General features: G+C 68.1%; 16 protein-coding genes. 10 read left to right on the top strand and 6 right to left on the bottom strand.

Translation table 11 applies throughout. The annotated features are described in order from the left end of the window. Positions 1 to 147: 147 nt before the first annotated feature. Together ABE85_RS18920 and ABE85_RS18925 are read left to right on the top strand one after the other, a co-directional pair. Positions 148 to 819 (top strand): hypothetical protein, encoded by a 672-nt coding sequence (locus ABE85_RS18920; protein WP_067278114.1) that lies wholly within the window; start codon positions 148 to 150, stop codon positions 817 to 819. A gap of 214 nt (positions 820 to 1033) precedes the next feature. Continuing rightward, positions 1034 to 1693: a peroxiredoxin gene (locus ABE85_RS18925; RefSeq protein ID WP_067278117.1), complete on the top strand. Its 660-nt coding sequence runs from the start codon at positions 1034 to 1036 to the stop codon at positions 1691 to 1693. 75 nt (positions 1694 to 1768) lie between these two features. On the opposite strand, the gene ABE85_RS18930 is transcribed toward ABE85_RS18925, so the two are convergent. Beyond that, positions 1769 to 2674 (bottom strand): SDR family oxidoreductase, encoded by a 906-nt coding sequence (locus ABE85_RS18930; RefSeq protein WP_067278121.1) that lies wholly within the window; start codon positions 2672 to 2674, stop codon positions 1769 to 1771. A gap of 180 nt (positions 2675 to 2854) precedes the next feature. Between ABE85_RS18930 and ABE85_RS18935 the strand changes: the two genes are divergently transcribed. Further along, positions 2855 to 3703, top strand: a complete 849-nt coding sequence (locus tag ABE85_RS18935; RefSeq protein WP_067278124.1) for a helix-turn-helix transcriptional regulator — start codon at positions 2855 to 2857, stop codon at positions 3701 to 3703. Between the two features lie 4 nt (positions 3704 to 3707). Here the strand turns inward: ABE85_RS18935 and ABE85_RS18940 are convergent, their stop codons facing one another. After that, the gene (locus ABE85_RS18940) at positions 3708 to 4613 is read right to left on the bottom strand and encodes a LysR family transcriptional regulator (protein WP_067278127.1); all 906 of its coding nucleotides are present in this window, start codon (positions 4611 to 4613) and stop codon (positions 3708 to 3710) included. A 132-nt stretch (positions 4614 to 4745) separates the two neighbouring features. Between ABE85_RS18940 and ABE85_RS18945 the strand changes: the two genes are divergently transcribed. Together ABE85_RS18945 and ABE85_RS18950 are read left to right on the top strand one after the other, a co-directional pair. Further along, on the top strand, positions 4746 to 5471 hold the full coding sequence (locus tag ABE85_RS18945; RefSeq protein ID WP_067278129.1) for an SDR family NAD(P)-dependent oxidoreductase: 726 nt from the start codon (positions 4746 to 4748) through the stop codon (positions 5469 to 5471). A 34-nt stretch (positions 5472 to 5505) separates the two neighbouring features. Beyond that, positions 5506 to 5742 (top strand): 4-oxalocrotonate tautomerase family protein, encoded by a 237-nt coding sequence (locus tag ABE85_RS18950; RefSeq protein ID WP_067278132.1) that lies wholly within the window; start codon positions 5506 to 5508, stop codon positions 5740 to 5742. A gap of 46 nt (positions 5743 to 5788) precedes the next feature. Here ABE85_RS18950 and ABE85_RS18955 read toward each other — a convergent pair whose 3' ends face one another. The 4 genes from ABE85_RS18955 to ABE85_RS18970 form a co-directional block, all read right to left on the bottom strand. Then, complete coding sequence (locus ABE85_RS18955) at positions 5789 to 6331, bottom strand: hypothetical protein (protein WP_067278136.1); 543 nt, start codon at positions 6329 to 6331, stop codon at positions 5789 to 5791. Between the two features lie 161 nt (positions 6332 to 6492). Continuing rightward, complete coding sequence (locus ABE85_RS18960; protein ID WP_067278139.1) at positions 6493 to 7158, bottom strand: YitT family protein; 666 nt, start codon at positions 7156 to 7158, stop codon at positions 6493 to 6495. 50 nt (positions 7159 to 7208) lie between these two features. Next, a complete protein-coding gene (locus ABE85_RS18965) occupies positions 7209 to 8237 on the bottom strand; it encodes an amidohydrolase family protein (protein ID WP_067278142.1) in 1029 nt (342 codons plus the stop codon). Between the two features lie 146 nt (positions 8238 to 8383). Further along, the gene (locus ABE85_RS18970; RefSeq protein WP_067278144.1) at positions 8384 to 9292 is read right to left on the bottom strand and encodes a LysR family transcriptional regulator; all 909 of its coding nucleotides are present in this window, start codon (positions 9290 to 9292) and stop codon (positions 8384 to 8386) included. 120 nt (positions 9293 to 9412) lie between these two features. Here ABE85_RS18970 and ABE85_RS18975 point away from each other — a divergent pair, with 120 nt between their 5' ends. The 5 genes from ABE85_RS18975 (at position 9413) to ABE85_RS18995 (ending at position 15579) form a co-directional block, all read left to right on the top strand. Continuing rightward, positions 9413 to 10561 (top strand): porin, encoded by a 1149-nt coding sequence (locus ABE85_RS18975; protein WP_409072553.1) that lies wholly within the window; start codon positions 9413 to 9415, stop codon positions 10559 to 10561. 166 nt (positions 10562 to 10727) lie between these two features. Next, positions 10728 to 11888: an NAD(P)/FAD-dependent oxidoreductase gene (locus tag ABE85_RS18980; protein WP_231993132.1), complete on the top strand. Its 1161-nt coding sequence runs from the start codon at positions 10728 to 10730 to the stop codon at positions 11886 to 11888. Between the two features lie 600 nt (positions 11889 to 12488). Beyond that, positions 12489 to 12935, top strand: a complete 447-nt coding sequence (locus ABE85_RS27705; RefSeq protein WP_157522626.1) for a hypothetical protein — start codon at positions 12489 to 12491, stop codon at positions 12933 to 12935. Between the two features lie 270 nt (positions 12936 to 13205). Beyond that, entirely contained in the window at positions 13206 to 13634 is a 429-nt protein-coding gene (locus tag ABE85_RS18990) for a hypothetical protein (protein WP_067278151.1), read from the top strand. A gap of 85 nt (positions 13635 to 13719) precedes the next feature. After that, on the top strand, positions 13720 to 15579 hold the full coding sequence (locus ABE85_RS18995; RefSeq protein ID WP_157522629.1) for a DUF885 family protein: 1860 nt from the start codon (positions 13720 to 13722) through the stop codon (positions 15577 to 15579). Positions 15580 to 15582 lie beyond the last annotated feature (3 nt).

The raw sequence follows: 15582 nt of genomic DNA on the forward strand, positions 1-15582 counted from the left end.
CGCCGCCCTTCTTCTCCTGTCGCATCGATCGCCTTTCCGAGGCAACCGTCGCCAAGACGCGACGACTCACCCGATCCGATCCAACGTGAACCGCGCCGTCATCACACCCCAACGGGTGTGACGGACAGTGCGCGCAGGAGTTCTTTCATGCCCTTCTTCCTGCTGGCCCTGCTGACCGGCCTGCTGCTGCCCTTCCACGCCTTCGCCGCCGGCGGACATCACGCCGTCGACGACGCCGCGATCGTCGACTCCGGTCAATGCAACCTCGAACTCTGGGCCGAGCGCGCCAACCTCGACCGGCGCCAGCTCCAGCACGCCGGTCTGGGCTGCAACCTGTCCGGCGTCGAAGTCGGCCTCAACGCCGATCGGGAGACCGCGCGGGGCGCGTCGTCGTTGCACATGCATGGCGTGCAACTCAAGTGGGCGACCGGGTTGCGCCCGCAACTGTCGATCGGCCTGGTCACGGCGCTGGGGTGGCAAGACCAGACCCCGCGCGCTCAACAATCGTTGCTGGTGCCGCTGACATGGACACCGCGCGAAGACCTGGCGATCCATCTCAACCTGGGGCGCACCTTGTTGAGACACGCCGACGATCGCACCCAGCGCGGTATCGCCGTCGAGTGGCAGATGACGCAGGACTGGCAAGGGTTGAGCGAATACTTCCACGACGGCCGGCGACCGCTGACGCGACTCGGCCTGCGCCGCACGCTGAGCGACCGGCTGACGCTGGACCTGAGCTTCGCGAAGACGACCGCCACGGCGCGCGCGCCCAAGGAAGGCTGGTGGACCATCGGTGCGAACTGGACCTTCGGCCAATGAGCCGGCGCGGGTCCGCGCGGCATTCATTCCGCGCATGAGTAAAGTCGCTGATCGAGTAAGGCCATTGGGCAGACTCTGCCCGTCGTCAATCGGGAGGACAAGAATGCCTCTTCCCTCCGCCGGACGCCCCCACCGGCAGGATTGACGACGAGAATCGCCCGGCTTGCCCGACCGCCTTCCGCGGCCGACGGCACTTTCAACCTTGGAGCCCACCATGTCTCTGCGCATCAACGACATCGCCCCGAACTTCACCGCCAAGACCACGCAGGGGGAGATCGACTTCCACCAGTGGATCGGCGACAGCTGGGCTGTCCTGTTCTCCCATCCGAAGGACTTCACGCCGGTGTGCACGACCGAACTGGGCTACATGGCCAAGATCGAGCCCGAATTCACCAAGCGCAACGCCAAGCTGATCGGCCTGTCGATCGACCCGGTCGAGAGCCACGCGAAGTGGGCCGCGGACATCGAGGAGACGCAAGGCTCGAAGGTGAACTACCCGATGATCGGCGACACCGACCTGGCCGTGGCCAAGCTCTACAACATGCTGCCGGCCGAGGAGCCGGGCACGTCGGACGGCCGCACGGCGGCGGCGAACGCGACGGTGCGTTCGGTGTTCATCGTCGGCCCGGACAAGAAGATCAAGCTGACGCTGACCTACCCGATGACCACGGGCCGCAACTTCGACGAGATCCTGCGCGTGCTGGACTCCATCCAGCTGACCGCCAAGCACCGCGTCGCGACGCCGGTGAACTGGAAGCACGGCGACGACGTGATCATCGCGGGCTCGGTGTCCGACGATGAAGCCAAGACGATCTATCCGGAAGGCTGGAAGGCTCCGAAGCCCTACCTGCGCATCGTCAGGCAGCCGAAGTGATGCCTGCGTGAGGCTGCTGGCCCTCACCCCCGCCCTCTCCCGCAAGCGGGAGAGGGAGTTCGACCGGCGCCTTTCTCACCGGTCCGACGCCAAGTCGAAATAGCCCGCGTCGTCCAGATCCTCCGCCAGCGTCGGATGTCTCGGCGCCCAGCCCAGCGCCTCGCGCGTGACGGTGCTCGTCGCCGCGAAGCTCAAGCCGGCAAACTTCGTGAACCAGCCGAAGTGCGCCGGCGCCTCCTCCTGCGACAGGCTCACGACCGGCACACCCAGCCGCTCGCCGATCGCCGTGGCGATGTCCTTGAACGGGATGTGCTCCTCCGCGATGGCGTGCCAGCGCGCACCGGCCCGCGGCGCTTCGATCGCCCGGCGGTACACCCCCGCCGCATCGCGCCGATGCACCGCGCTCCACCCGATCTGCCCGTCGCCGATGTAGGCCGACCTGCCCGTGCGCCGCGCGAGGTCGATGAGGATGGGCACGAAGCCATGGTCGCCCGCGCCGTGCACCGTCGGCGAGAGACGCACGGTCGCCGCGTTGATGCCGCGCGCGGCGAGCACCAGCGCCGTCGGCTCTGACGCGCGCGGATAGCCGTCGGACACCGGAAGGCACGGATCGCCTTCGTGACCTAGCCGGCCCGATACCGCCATCGCCAGCCCCGACGTCACCAGCAGTGGCCGCGTCGATCCGGTGAGCGCTTCGCCCAGCGCCTCGATGGCGATGCTGTCGCGGCGGCAGCTCTCGGCGAAGCGGGAGAAGTCGTGATCGAACGCAGTGTGGATGACGGCATCGGTCGACGCCGCGCCCGAGCGCAAGCTGTCCAGATCGTCGATCGTGCCGCGATGCACCTCGGCGCCGACCCGGACCAGCGCCTCTGCGGAGGCCTCCGACCGCGCCAGACCCAGCACCTGATGGCCGGCCTCGATCAATTCATCGACCACCGCCGACCCGACGAAGCCCGTGGCTCCAGTGACGAAAACGCGCATGAGAGAAACCCTCGGAAGTTGATGCCACGCATCGTCGACGCAGAATCCATCCCGGTGTAGTAGTGACCTTATCCAGGTATGGCGGCTAACAGGATGAACAACGTCTTCCCCCTTCCCTCCTTGCTTCCTCCTTCCGAGCTGTCCACCGAACGTCTCTCCGAGCCGTCCTCCGGGCGCCCCGTGGGGTCCGCGCCAATCGCGAAGGACAACCCGCTCGGCGCCTACCTGCGTGATCGCCGCGAGCGCCTCGACCCCGCGGCATTCGGCCTGCCGATGACGCGCCGGCGCACGCCCGGCCTGCGCCGCGAGGAAGTCGCGCAACGCGCCCACGTGAGCCCGACCTGGTACACGTGGCTGGAGCAGGGCCGCGGCGGTGCGCCGTCGGAGGTCGTGCTCGAACGCATCGCCACCGCGCTGCTGCTCACGGACGTCGAGCGCGAGCATCTCTTCCAGCTCGCCTTCGGGCGCGCGCCCGAGGTCCGCGCGCCGGAAGCCGTCGGCATCACGCCGCGGCTGCAGCGCGTGCTGGACGCGCTCACGCTGAGCCCGGCGATCGTGAAGACGACGCTGTGGGACGTCGTCGGGTGGAATCGCGCGGCGACCGCCGTGCTCACCGACTACAGCGCCTTGCCGCCTGAGAAGCGCAACATCGTGAAGCTGTTCTTCTCCAACCCGCGCGTGCGGGCGGCGCAGGACGACTGGGAAAGCGTCGCGCGCTTTGTCGTGGCCGCGTTCCGCGCGGACTCGGCGCGCGTCGCCGACACGGCCAAGGTCGAGGCGCTGGTGCGCGAGGTCAGCGCGCTCAGCCCCGAGTTCGAGACGTTCTGGCGCGAGCACGACGTGCAGGCCTTCGGCGAAGGCGTGAAGCGGCTGCGGCATCCGGTCGCCGGTCTGATCGCCTTCGAGTACTCGGCGTTCTCCGTCGACCAGCGGCCGGACCTGGGCATCGTGGTCTACCAACCGGCGACGCGCGACGACGAAGACAGCGTGCGCAGGTTGTTGGATCTCCAGGAGCTCGGCGCGACCTGAGGGCTCAGGTCAGGAAGAGCCCCCGCTCGTCCTCGAACACCCGCTGCAGATGATCCGCCACCGTGCGGATCGCCCGGTCCTTCCGGTCCTGACCGCGGATCAGCAGCCACATCTCGCGCGGATCGCGCACCGGCTCCAGCGCGCACGCGCGCAGCCCCGGCACCTGCCGTCCGATGTAAAGCGGCAGCACCGCGAGACCCGCGCCGGTCCTCGCCGCGATCGCTTGCGACATGTGGTTGTTGGCGCGGAACGCCACCCGCGCGCGCGGGAAGCGCTGCGCCAGCCACGACGCATCGGGCATGTCGGCGCTCTCCTCGTCGAAGCCGACGAACACCGGATCCGCACCAGCCTCGATGGCATCGCAGATCGCCGGCGTGCCGTAGAAGCCGAAGCCCATCGTGCCCAGCGGCTTCAAGATGAAGTCGCCGTCCTTCGGTCGCGTGAGGCGCACCGCGATGTCCGCCTTGTGCCGATCGAGGCTCACCGCCCGCAGGTCCGTCGCGAGGTCGACATCCAGCCCCGGATGCAGCACCGCCAGCCGCGCCATCCGATCGATCAGGAAGCCCTGCGCCAACGCGGGCGGCGCGTTCACCCGCACCAGGCCGCGCACCGCGCCGTCGCCGCCATCGCCCGCGCGCGCGAGGGACTGCGCCGCGGACTCCATGTCGCTCGCCGCCGCGAGCGCGCGCCGTCCCGCCGCCGTCAGCACATAGCCGTCGGGCCGGCGGTCGACGAGCTTCTCGCCGAGGCTGTCCTCCAAGGCCTGGATGCGCCGCGAGATCGTCGCGTGATTGACCGTCAGCGCCCGCGCCGCCGCCGACAGGCTGCCGTGCCGCCCGAGCGCGAGGAACACCCGCAGATCCTCCCAGTCGAGGCCCCCGCGGAACCCTGTGCGTTTTTGATCAGCCATTGAGACAGGATAGCGGCTACCGCCCGGGAGGGCCGGCTCCTAACCTTCTGTCCAACGCCGAACGGTCCCCGATCCGCGCGGCGCCCCGACCCACCCGGATCCTCCGGATCCCGCATGAACAGGAGCCTCTCCATGTCCACGACTTCCCACACGTCCGCCCGGAACGTCGCCATCGTCACTGGCGCTTCGCAAGGCATAGGCGCGGCGCTCGTCGCCGCGTATCGCGCACAGGGCTACGCCGTCGTCGCCAACTCGCGCCACATCCAGCAGGGCGAGGATGCCGACGTCGTCGCCGTGCCGGGCCACATCGGCGACCGCCTTGTCGCGCAACGCGTGGTGCAGACGGCGCTCGACCGATTCGGTCGCATCGACACTTTGATCAACAACGCCGGCATCTTCATCGCCAAGCCCTTCACCGAGTACACGCCGCAGGACTTCCAGGATGCGTTCGCGGTCAACGTCGCCGGCTTCTTCCACGTCACGCAGCTGGCGTTGCCGCAGATGCTGCAGCAGAAGAGCGGTCACGTCGTGACCATCACCACCACGCTGGTCGATCAGCCGATCGCCGCCGTGCCGACGGGTCTCGCCGGCCTGACCAAGGGCGGTCTGGACGCGGTGACGCGATCGCTCGCGATCGAGTACGCCAAGACCGGCGTGCGCGTGAACGCCGTGCGTCCCGGTGTGATCAAGACGCCGATGCATGCGCCGGAGACGCACGACTTCCTCGCCGCGCTGCATCCGATGGGCCGCATGGGCGAGATCGGCGACATCGTCGACGCCGTGCTGTACCTGGAACGCGCCGGCTTCGTGACCGGCGAGCTGCTCAACGTCGACGGCGGCCAGCACGCCGGCCGCTGAGCATCGTCCGTCCCGCGCAGACCAAGGAGCCACCATGCCGTACGTCAACATCAAGGTGACCCGCGAGGGCACCGCCCCCGGCGCCAGCGCCACCACGCCCGAGCAGAAGGCGGCCCTGATCCAAGGCGTCAGCGATCTGCTGTTCGAGGTGATGGGCAAGCCGCATCACATGACCTTCGTCGTCATCGACGAGGTCGAGCTGGAGAACTGGGGCGTCGGCGGCCTGCCGACGACGGAATTCCGCCGCCGACAGGCCGGGACGCCGGGCTAGGGAGGCCCTGGAGACCGGTTCCCTTCACGAGGAGGAACGTGCGGCGTCATCCGCCCTTGATCCTCACCGTGAACGTGAGCTTGTAGCTGCCGCCATCGCCGCTGTAACTCAGCGGCGAGATGGCGGTCTCGGTCGTCACCGACGGCACGACGAAGCTGTGCCAGCCGAGGTATTCGTCGTTGGATAGCGAGGCCTGCACGAAGGTCGAGAGCTTCGGCCCCACCACCGACCGCAGCTGCGCCGCGGTCAGGTTGGCCCAGCCGCTCTGGCCGTACTGGTTCCACACCGTCTGCATCATCACCTGCAGGAAACCGCCGCTGCCCAGGTCCGGATCCCAGTCCTCCTCGAGCAGCCACGCGAAGACGAAGGCGCCGCCCGCCTCGGCCTCGTCGACGATCTGCCGCGTGTTGACGACCCGGCCTTTCAGGAAGTGGTCGTCCCAATCGGGATCGCGCACGCGGATCAGCTTGCCGCCGGGCACGTTGCGATGCGCCATGAACACCAGCACGTAGGGCGAGTCGCCGCCGTCGCCTTCGCTCGTGTCGTCCACGCACTTGATCTGCGTCACCATCAGCTGGCGTGTGGGCATGGGGCACCTCCTGCGAATCTCGCATCGCGGCCACCGCCCGAGGTCGAGCCGTGAAGAAGCCGTGAGCCAGACTAGGCAGCACGCAGGGAACGGCCCATCCCTAGGACCTTGTCGTCCCCCTAGCTTCGCATCCCTAGGTTGGAGGGGTCACGGCACCCCCGTCACAGCACGGCATAGCGGCCGGGCTTGTGGTTCACCGCGATGAAGAGATTCATCACCACCGCGGCGAGCACCGAGTACGCCACCCGCTCCACGTCCACGACGGTGAGCGCGAGCAGCACGATCGCGCAGTCCATCGCCATCTGCACCTTGCCGGCGCGCCAGCCCTTGGCCTTCTGCAGGTAGAGCGACACGATGGTCGCGCCGCCGAGGCTGGCGCGATGCCGCGCCAGGAACAGGCAGCCCGAGCCCAGCAGCGCCCCGCCGAGGATCGCGGCGTAGGCCGGGTGGATGCGGTCGATGGCGAAGAGCTTGGGCGAGAACTCGGTCAGCACCGAGAGCAGCGCAATCGAGAGGAAGGTCTTGATCGTGAACTCGCGGCCCATGCGCGTCCACGCGAACCAGTAGAACGGCAGGTTGATCAGGAAGAACAGCTTGCCCAGGCTGACGCCCGTCGCGTAGTGCAGCACGAAGGCCGCGCCCGCCGTGCCCCCGGTCAGCAGCCCGACCTGCGCGAACAGGATCAGCGCCAGCGACACGAACAGCGTCCCGGTGAAGATCGCCTGCGCGTCCTCGAAGGCCGTGTGGGAGCGGATCGCCAGGTCGGCGAGCGGCGCCGTCACGTCTGGGGGAGCCGGCGGTGTGGTGTCGTCAGGTGTGGCGCTCATCCCGGGCACGAAGCAGAAAGCGTGCCCAGGAGTGTCTCACCGCAAGCCGCTCAACGGCCCTGTGCCTTCAACCGTGCATCCAGCCGTGGGAACACGCGCCGCGCGTTGCCTTCGTAGACCAGATGGCGTTCCTCGTCGTTGAGCTGAGGCGTGGCGGCGATGTAGCGCCTGGTGTCGTCGAAGTAGTGGCCGGTCTCGGGATCGATGCCGCGCACCGCGCCGATCATCTCGGACGCGAACAGCACGTTCTTCACCGGGATCACCTTGGTCAGCAGGTCGATGCCCGGCTGGTGATAGACGCAGGTGTCGAAGAAGAGGTTGTTGAGCAGATGCTCGTCGAGCAGCGGCTTCTTGAGCTCCTGCGCGAGGCCGCGGAAGCGGCCCCAGTGGTACGGCACCGCGCCGCCGCCGTGCGGGATCAGGAACTTCAGCGTCGGGAAGTCCTTGAAGAGGTCGCCGGTCAGGCATTGCATGAACGCGGTCGTGTCCGCGTTCAGGTAGTGCACGCCGGTGGTGTGGAAGCACGCGTTGCAGCTGGTGCTGACGTGGATCATCGCGGGGATGTCCAGCTCGACCATCTTCTCGTAGAGCGGGTACCAGTGGCGGTCGGTCAGCGGCGGGCTCGTCCAATGGCCGCCGGAGGGATCGGGGTTGAGGTTGATGCCGACGAAGCCGTAGTCCTTGACGCACTTCTCGAGCTCCGGGATGCAGCTCGCCGGATCGACGCCCGGGCTCTGCGGGAGCATGGCCGCGCCGACGAAGTGTTCGGGGAAGAGCTCGGCGACACGCGCGCAGAGCTCGTTGCAAATGGCGGCCCAGGTGGCCGAGGTCTGGAAGTCGCCGATGTGATGCGCCATGAAGCTGGCGCGCGGGCTGAAGATCGTGAGGTCGGAGCCGCGCTCCTTCATCTTCTTCAGCTGGTTGGTCTCGATCGACTCGCGGAGTTCGTCGTCGGAGATCTTCAGGTCGCCGGCCTTCGGGGCCTGCGACGGGTCCTTCAGACCGGCGATCTGCAGGTCGCGCCAGGCGCCGAGCGCGGCAGGAGCGGTGGTGTAGTGACCGTGGACGTCGATGATCATGGGGCTCTCTGGTTCGCTGGGAACGACCGTGGCATGGCGCTGCCCTGCCCGGGTCGACTCCGGCGGATTGTGGAGAGACGCGGCCCGTCGTCCAAGTTATGGCTTGGACTAGCTGCTATTCAGATCCGGCATGGCGCCGGACAGCGTCACTGGGCGCGACCGTGCGTGATGACGTAGGCCGCGCGGTGCAGGTGCGTCATGAAGTGCCGCACCGCCGGCTTCACGGCCGCGTCATTGCGCGCCATCGCGCCGAGCGTCAGGCGCAGCGGCGCTTCCTTCACCGGCACCACCTGCAGGAACTGCGCGGCGAAAGGATGCGCCGCGATCTGGCGCGGCAGCAGGCCGACGCAGTTGCCGCTTGCGATCACGGACAACAGGCCGAGCGTCGAATTGACGACCGCGCCTGCGGGCGGCGGCGGCAGGCCGTTCGTCTCGAACAGCGTGCGCGCCAGCCCCGTCGCTTCCGTCGCGCCGGTGTAGACCCACCGCGCCTCGGCCAGGTCGGCGAGGTTCTTCGACCGCGCCAGCGCATTGCCCTTGCGCACGACCACCACCATGTCGATCGGCATCAGCGATTCGACGGTGCACTCGCCGCGCGGCAGGTGATCGGGCAACGGCCCGAGCGCGATGTCGACCTCGCCCTTGCGCACGCGCGTCAGCTGCGCGATGTAGAGCTCCTCCACGATGCGCAGCTGGATGTCGGGGAACTCCGCGCCGAAGGTGCGCAGCGCCTCCGGCACCAGCAGCATCACTGCCAGCGGCACCGCGCCTATCGTCAACGAGCCCGTCATGCGGCCGCTCAGCTGCTGGATCTGCTCGCGGGCGTGGGAGAGCTCGCGGTCCGCCGCCAGCGCCCGTTCGTACAGGACCATGCCCTGCGCCGTCGCCAGCACGCCGGTCGTCGAGCGCAGCAGCAGCGTCGTGGCGAGCTCGCGCTCCAGCTCCCGGACCATCTTCGTCAACGCCGGCTGCGACACCCCGACGCGCCGCGCCGCCGATCGCAGGCTGCCTTCCTCCACCGCGGCGACGAGCGCCCGCAAGTTCGTGAGCTTCATGCGGGCGGATGATAACGAGCGGTTATCGCCCCCCGCGCCGTGCCATCTATCGGCGGCGCGGGGTGCTGCCTAGAGTCGCGCCGTTTTCCGGACAACACCCAAGAACGAGGAGACGATGCGATGACAAGACGAGGGATTTCCGCGACCACCACGGTCGCCATGGCCGCTGCCGGCGCGCTCTGCGCCTTGGCGCAGGCGCCGCTCCAGGCCCAGACGCAGAGCTCGACCAACGTGCAGATCTACGGACTGCTCGACGTGCCGGTCGAGTACCTGAACAACGTCGGCGCGGCCGGCGCGAGCCTGACCCGCATGCCGGGCCTGAGCGGCGGCTACGCGCCCTCGCGCCTGGGATTTCGTGGCTCGGAGGATCTGGGCGACGGACTCAAGGCCGTGTTCACGCTGGAGATGGGCATAGGCGCCGACAGCGGCACGCTCAACCAGGGCGGCCGCGCGTGGGGCCGGCAGGCCTACGTCGGACTGCAGGGCGGCTGGGGAACGATCAGCCTCGGGCGGCAGTACTCGATGCTGTTCTGGTCGCAGACCGATGCGGACATCCTCGGACCGGCGATGTTCGGTTCCGGCTCACTGGACAGCTACCTGCCGAATGCGCGCGTGGACAACGCGATCGCCTACCGCGGCCAGTTCAGCGGCTTCACCGTCGGCGCGACCTGGAGCCCCGGCCGCGACGCGGTCAACGCAGGACCGAGCCCGTCGGGAACCAACTGCGCGGGCGAGAACGCGGCCGACAAGAACGCGTGCCGGCAGTGGTCCGCGATGGTCAAGTACGACACGCCGGCGTGGGGCCTGTCCGCGGCGGTCGACGAGATCCGCGGCGGCGCCGGCGCCTTCGCGGGCCTGACCAGCAGCGCGATGAAGGACCGCCGCAGCACGGCGACGGGCTGGTTCAAGACCGGCGACTGGAAGTTCGCGGCGGGCCTGATCGCGCGCCGCAACGACGCCAGCCTCGCCACACCCAAGAGCAACCTCTGGTACGCCGGCGCGACCTGGTCGCTGAACCCGAGCTGGGGACTCGACGCGCAGGTGTTCAAGCTCGACTACAAGAACAGCGCCAACGAGGCGACCTTGTGGGCCGTGCGCGGGACCTACTTCCTGTCCAAGCGCACGTCGGTCTACGCGACGGCGGGCCGCATCGACAACGACGGCACGCTCGCACTCGGCGTCAGCAACGCGGCCGCAGCGGCGGGCAGCACGCCGGTGGCGGGCGGCTCGCAGACGGGCCTGGGCATGGGCATCCGCCACGCGTTCTGAGGAAACGTCTGCAACGCGGGCCTGGAGGGCCCGCATCGTGGCGAAGGCCCGATGCGTTAAAGTCCCGCGCCCATCGCCCGCAACGCTTCGCTCGACGCGAAGCGGGTTCAAGCGGGCCATCAAGGGTCGAAGGGAAGCAGTTGTGGATGTACAGGACACCGATGTCGTGATCATTGGCGCGGGCGCCGCGGGGCTGATGTGCGCCGCGCTCGCGGGCCAGCGCGGCCGCCGCGTGCTGCTGGTGGACCACGCCAACAAGGCCGGCAAGAAGATCCTCATGTCCGGCGGCGGCAACTGCAACTTCACCAACCTGTACACCGAGCCGGCCAACTTCCTTTCGGAGAACAAGCACTTCTGCAAGTCGGCGCTGGCGCGCTACACGCAGTGGGACTTCATCGCGTTGGTCAACAAGCATCAGATCCCGCACCACGAGAAGAAGCTCGGCCAGCTGTTCTGCGACAACAAGTCCATCGACATCCTGCGCATGCTGCTCGCCGAGTGCGCCGAGGTCGGCGTGACGCCGATGCTGGACACCACCGTCGAGACCATCGAGAAGACCGAGGTGGGCTACGTGCTCGCGACCACCGCGGGGCCGATGCGCTGCCAGTCGCTGGTAATCGCCACCGGCGGGCTGTCGATCCCGACGATGGGCGCGACGGGCTTCGGCTACCAGGTCGCGAAGCAGTTCGGCCACACGCTGCTGCCGACACGCGCCGGGCTGGTGCCGTTCACGATCACGGACCAGCTCAAGGACCTGTGCAACGAGCTGAGCGGGACCTCGGTCGACTGCGTCGTCAGCTGCAACGGCAAGAGCTTCCGCGAGAACATCCTGTTCACGCACCGCGGCCTGAGCGGACCGGCGATCCTGCAGATCTCGTCGTACTGGCTGCCCGGCCAGCCGGTGGAGATCAACCTGCTGCCCGACCTCGACGTGCCTGGCTGGCTGGCGCAGCAGCGCAACGACCGGCCCAATGCCGAGCTCAAGACGCTGCTGGCGGAGCTGTTCACGAAGAAGATGGCGACGCTGATCGGCGAGCAGTGGTTCGTGTCCAAACCGATCAAGCAGTACGCGCATGCGGAGCTGGAGCAGATCGCCGAGCGCCTGTCCGCGTGGCAGGTCGTGCCTGCCGGCACTGAGGGCTATCGGACGGCCGAGGTCACGCTGGGCGGCGTCGACACCAAGGAGGTGTCGTCCAAGACGATGGAGTCGTTGAAGTCGCCGGGGCTGTACTTCATCGGCGAGGTCCTCGACGTCACCGGCCACCTGGGGGGCTTCAACTTCCAGTGGGCGTGGGCCTCGGCGAACGCGGCGGCGCAGTTCGTCTGAGCGCTTCATTCGTCGACTGAGGCCAGAAAGACAGACGGCCCCCGAAGGGGCCGTCGCATTGCGAGGTTCTCTATCGCGGAAACCGCGAACTCCCATTCCAGCTGGGACCCGATGACTCGGGCGGCACTACCTTTCTCACCCCGCGCTCAATGTAGATCTTGAGCCTGGAACTTTAGGGGCCTGCGCGGTCTACCGCAATGACCTCCATAAGCACTGCTCTTGTAAGTCTCGCGGCCACATTCTCCAGTCACCCGCGGCGATCGATTCACACATTGAAGGTCGCGAACTCACGACGAACGCAGCAGGTTCTGCTTGACCTGCGAAACCCTTGATTACGCGCAAGATCGCAGGAGTTCTTCATCGGAAACATGACCGGCCCGTCATCACCAGGGCCGCCAAGTCATGTGCAGTTCAACGCTGGAGGGCGAGCCGCGCCCTGTTCGAGAAGATTCTCCCGTCACCGAGGTACCGATTGCCGATCACCTGGATGCAGTTCGTGCTCACCATCGGTTCAAGAATGTCGTACGAGGCGGAGAAGCATGGGATCTTTCGCACCTGGACCCATTCGCGTTCCGCATGGATCCGGGACTCGGATTCGACGTGACCGTCGTCGTCCTCTTCTCGTGTCACTGCTTCACGCGATCGATCTCCCGCGATGGACGACGTCGCCGGGAGATTCCCACCACGGAACTGTTCGACGACGGTCGCGAAGTGCGCGTGCTTTGCGAGCGCCGCTATGAGCTCTCGAAGCGGCATCTCCCGGAACTCATGCGAGAGCTACGCAAGCGGACGATCCGGATCGCTCGCGACAACCCGCAAAACTTCGTGACGACGACGTCCGTTGATGGGCCTGACGCGCACGGACAGCATTACGTCGTCTTCTTCGAGGTCACACGCGATCACAGGCAGAAGGGTCGACTGCTCTTGCAGGTCCAGTCCGCATATGCGGCTGACGTCTCTGAGCACCAGCCGTTCCATCTGCGTCGCCGAGTGGCGTTCCCCAATCTCTTGAAAGCCACCAGCCTCCGGCGGAAGATTTCCCGATAGCGGATCGAGGCACAAAGAGAGACGGCCACCAAAGGTGGCCGTCTCATACGGGGCTCTCTATCGCATTGCTGCGAACTACCAGTCCAGCTGGAACCCGATCACTCGGGTGGCTCTGCCCATCTCACCCCGCCTAGACAGAACTTGAGCTTCGCAGTTTATCGATCCCATCGCGTACCCGCAAGATTTCCGCATGACAACGATCAAGGTTCGCGTGTCGCCTTGTCACACAGCCCCGCGAAGATCTCCGGCTTTCACGCATCGAGGCACGACATGCGAACGAACGCCCTGCTGCTCGCCATCTGCGCGTTCGGCGCCACCTCCGCGAACGCGCAAGCCCCCGCCCCCGCAACACCCGGCACCTCGCTCAAGGCCGCCGCCTGCGTCGAGACCGACCGCATGATGGACTGGCGCGAGATCACCTGCACCCTCCCCGCCGGCGCGGCGCCCAAGCGCTTCAGCTTCCGCGCGATGTTCACCGGCGGGCATGACGACACCTCGGCCAGCATCGCGCCGGAACTGGACGGCCAGCCGTTCGCCTGCGGCGAGGGCAGCAAGCTCAGCCTGTTCGGCGAGGACGGCAACGTCAGCGTGTTCTGCCAGTTCGACCGGTCGGCGTTGCCCGCCGCGGGCGCCAAGCTGAAGGTGCTGATCAAGTGGAACCACGCCGAGTTCGCCGACTACGAGTTCAGCGGCGAGTAACAGCTTCCTGCTCGCCGGGGAGTGACGAATAGCCGGGTACCCTGCCTCCCGTTCCAATCGACGCATCGTCGACCAGGGAGAGCACATGACGAAGACGACCCGATCCGCCCGCGCGCTGCCCATCCGGCGCCGGACCTTGCTCGCTGCCGGCGTGGCCGGCTGGATGACCACCGCGCCGGTCCTCAATGCGGTCGCGGCGACCGCGAAGACCGGCTTCGGTGCCGCCGACTTCGACGCGTGGGCCGAGCGCACCGCCGCCGCGCGCATGAAGAGCTCCCCCGAGCATGCGACCCGCATGCAGTACTTCGAAGGCCCCGCGCAGGACCGGCTCGACGGCCAATGGGACGATCTCTCGCGGGCCTCGGCGCTCGCCGACATCGCCCGCGACCGCCAGGCGCTGACCGAGCTGGCCCGATTCCCGCGCGAGGCGCTCACGCCGACGCAGCGCACGTCCGCCGCGCTCATGGCGTGGGCGATGCAGCAGGAGGTGAGCGAGGCGCCCTTCCTCGATCACCACTACGTCTTCGAGCACATGGAGGGCGTGCACGTCGGCCCGATCACCTTCCTCGTGCAGGAACACCCGATGCGCCACGCGCGCGACGTGCGCAGCTACCTGACGCGGATGGCGGGCCTGGCCGCGCAGATGGATCAGGGCATCGTGCGCGCCCGCGCGGCACAGGCCAAGGGCGTGCTGATGCCGCGCTTCATCACCGCGACGACGATCGGGCAGATCGAACAGTTCGTGGCCGTGCCGCCTGTCGCCAATCCGCTGGTGATCTCGCTGACCGAGCGCATGGCGGGCCTGCCCGACATGAGCGATGCCGCCCGTCAGCGGGCTCGCGCGCAGGCCGCGGACATCGTCGCGAAGTCGATCGCGCCGGCGTGGAAACGCGGCCTGGCGCTGATGCGCGCGCAACTGCCGTTGACCAACGACGACGCCGGCGTCTGGCGTCTGCCCGACGGCGACAGGTTCTACGCCGCGCGCCTGCGTGCCAACACGACGACCGCGCTGACGCCGGCCGAGATCCACGCGATCGGCCTGAAGCAGGTCGCCCGCATCGAAGGCGAGATGGACGGCCTGCTGCGCCAGCTCGGCTACGCGGACGGCACGATCGAGCAGCGCTTCCGCAAGATGGACGCCGACCGCCAGCCCTCGGGCGCCGCACCGCAGGGCGAGCTGCTGGACCGCTACACCGCCTACCTGCGCGATGCCGAGGCCCGCGCCCGACTGATCTTCGACGTGATGCCGAAGGCGCCCGTCGAGGTGCGCCGCGAACCTGCGTTGACCGAGCCCACCGCCTCCGCGCACTACACGACGCCGGCGCCTGACGGCTCGCAGCCGGGGGTGTTCTGGGCGCCGCTCGCGGGGCCGACCTACGAGATCGCGGACATGCGCACGCTGGTCCACCACGAGGCGATCCCGGGTCACCACTTCCAGCTCGCGATCCAGATGGAGGCGAAGGACCTGCCCTACTTCCGCCGCCGCGCCGCGTTCATGGCGGGCTCGGCGTACGTGGAGGGCTGGGCGCTCTATTCGGAGCAGCTGGCCGTCGAGAACGGCTGGTACGACGGCGATCCGGTGGGCCACCTCGGGCAGCTGTATGGCGCGCTGTTCCGCGCGCGCCGGCTGGTCGTCGACACCGGCCTGCACGCGATGAAGTGGACCCGCCAGCAGGCGATCGACTACGGCATCACGCCGCAGGAGGTCGATCGCTACGTCACGTGGCCGGGCCAGGCCTGCGCCTACATGCTGGGCAGGCTGCGCATCGAGGCGCTGCGCGAGAAGGCTCGCCAGCAACTGGGCGAGCGCTTCGAGATCAAGCAGTTCCACAACGTCGTGCTGCTGACGGGGGACGTGCCGTTGACGGTGCTGGAGGAAGTGGTCGACGCGTGGGTCGACAGCCGCCGCGGCGCGGGCTCGGGATCGGCCACCGCCGCGTCCTGAGCG

The organism is Mitsuaria sp. 7 (assembly GCF_001653795.1).
Classification (GTDB): domain Bacteria; phylum Pseudomonadota; class Gammaproteobacteria; order Burkholderiales; family Burkholderiaceae_C; genus Roseateles.

What these genes read in the sequence shown, in the direction of transcription:
- ABE85_RS18920 (WP_067278114.1), top strand. Translation starts at nt 148, where the DNA reads ATGCCCTTCTTCCTGCTGGCCCTGCTGACCGGCCTGCTGCTGCCCTTC.
- ABE85_RS18925 (WP_067278117.1), top strand. Translation starts at nt 1,034, where the DNA reads ATGTCTCTGCGCATCAACGACATCGCCCCGAACTTCACCGCCAAGACC.
- ABE85_RS18930 (WP_067278121.1), bottom strand. Translation starts at nt 2,674, where the DNA reads ATGCGCGTTTTCGTCACTGGAGCCACGGGCTTCGTCGGGTCGGCGGTG.
- ABE85_RS18940 (WP_067278127.1), bottom strand. Translation starts at nt 4,613, where the DNA reads ATGGCTGATCAAAAACGCACAGGGTTCCGCGGGGGCCTCGACTGGGAG.
- ABE85_RS18945 (WP_067278129.1), top strand. Translation starts at nt 4,746, where the DNA reads ATGTCCACGACTTCCCACACGTCCGCCCGGAACGTCGCCATCGTCACT.
- ABE85_RS18950 (WP_067278132.1), top strand. Translation starts at nt 5,506, where the DNA reads ATGCCGTACGTCAACATCAAGGTGACCCGCGAGGGCACCGCCCCCGGC.
- ABE85_RS18955 (WP_067278136.1), bottom strand. Translation starts at nt 6,331, where the DNA reads ATGCCCACACGCCAGCTGATGGTGACGCAGATCAAGTGCGTGGACGAC.
- ABE85_RS18960 (WP_067278139.1), bottom strand. Translation starts at nt 7,158, where the DNA reads ATGAGCGCCACACCTGACGACACCACACCGCCGGCTCCCCCAGACGTG.
- ABE85_RS18965 (WP_067278142.1), bottom strand. Translation starts at nt 8,237, where the DNA reads ATGATCATCGACGTCCACGGTCACTACACCACCGCTCCTGCCGCGCTC.
- ABE85_RS18970 (WP_067278144.1), bottom strand. Translation starts at nt 9,292, where the DNA reads ATGAAGCTCACGAACTTGCGGGCGCTCGTCGCCGCGGTGGAGGAAGGC.
- ABE85_RS18975 (WP_409072553.1), top strand. Translation starts at nt 9,413, where the DNA reads ATGACAAGACGAGGGATTTCCGCGACCACCACGGTCGCCATGGCCGCT.
- ABE85_RS18990 (WP_067278151.1), top strand. Translation starts at nt 13,206, where the DNA reads ATGCGAACGAACGCCCTGCTGCTCGCCATCTGCGCGTTCGGCGCCACC.
- ABE85_RS18995 (WP_157522629.1), top strand. Translation starts at nt 13,720, where the DNA reads ATGACGAAGACGACCCGATCCGCCCGCGCGCTGCCCATCCGGCGCCGG.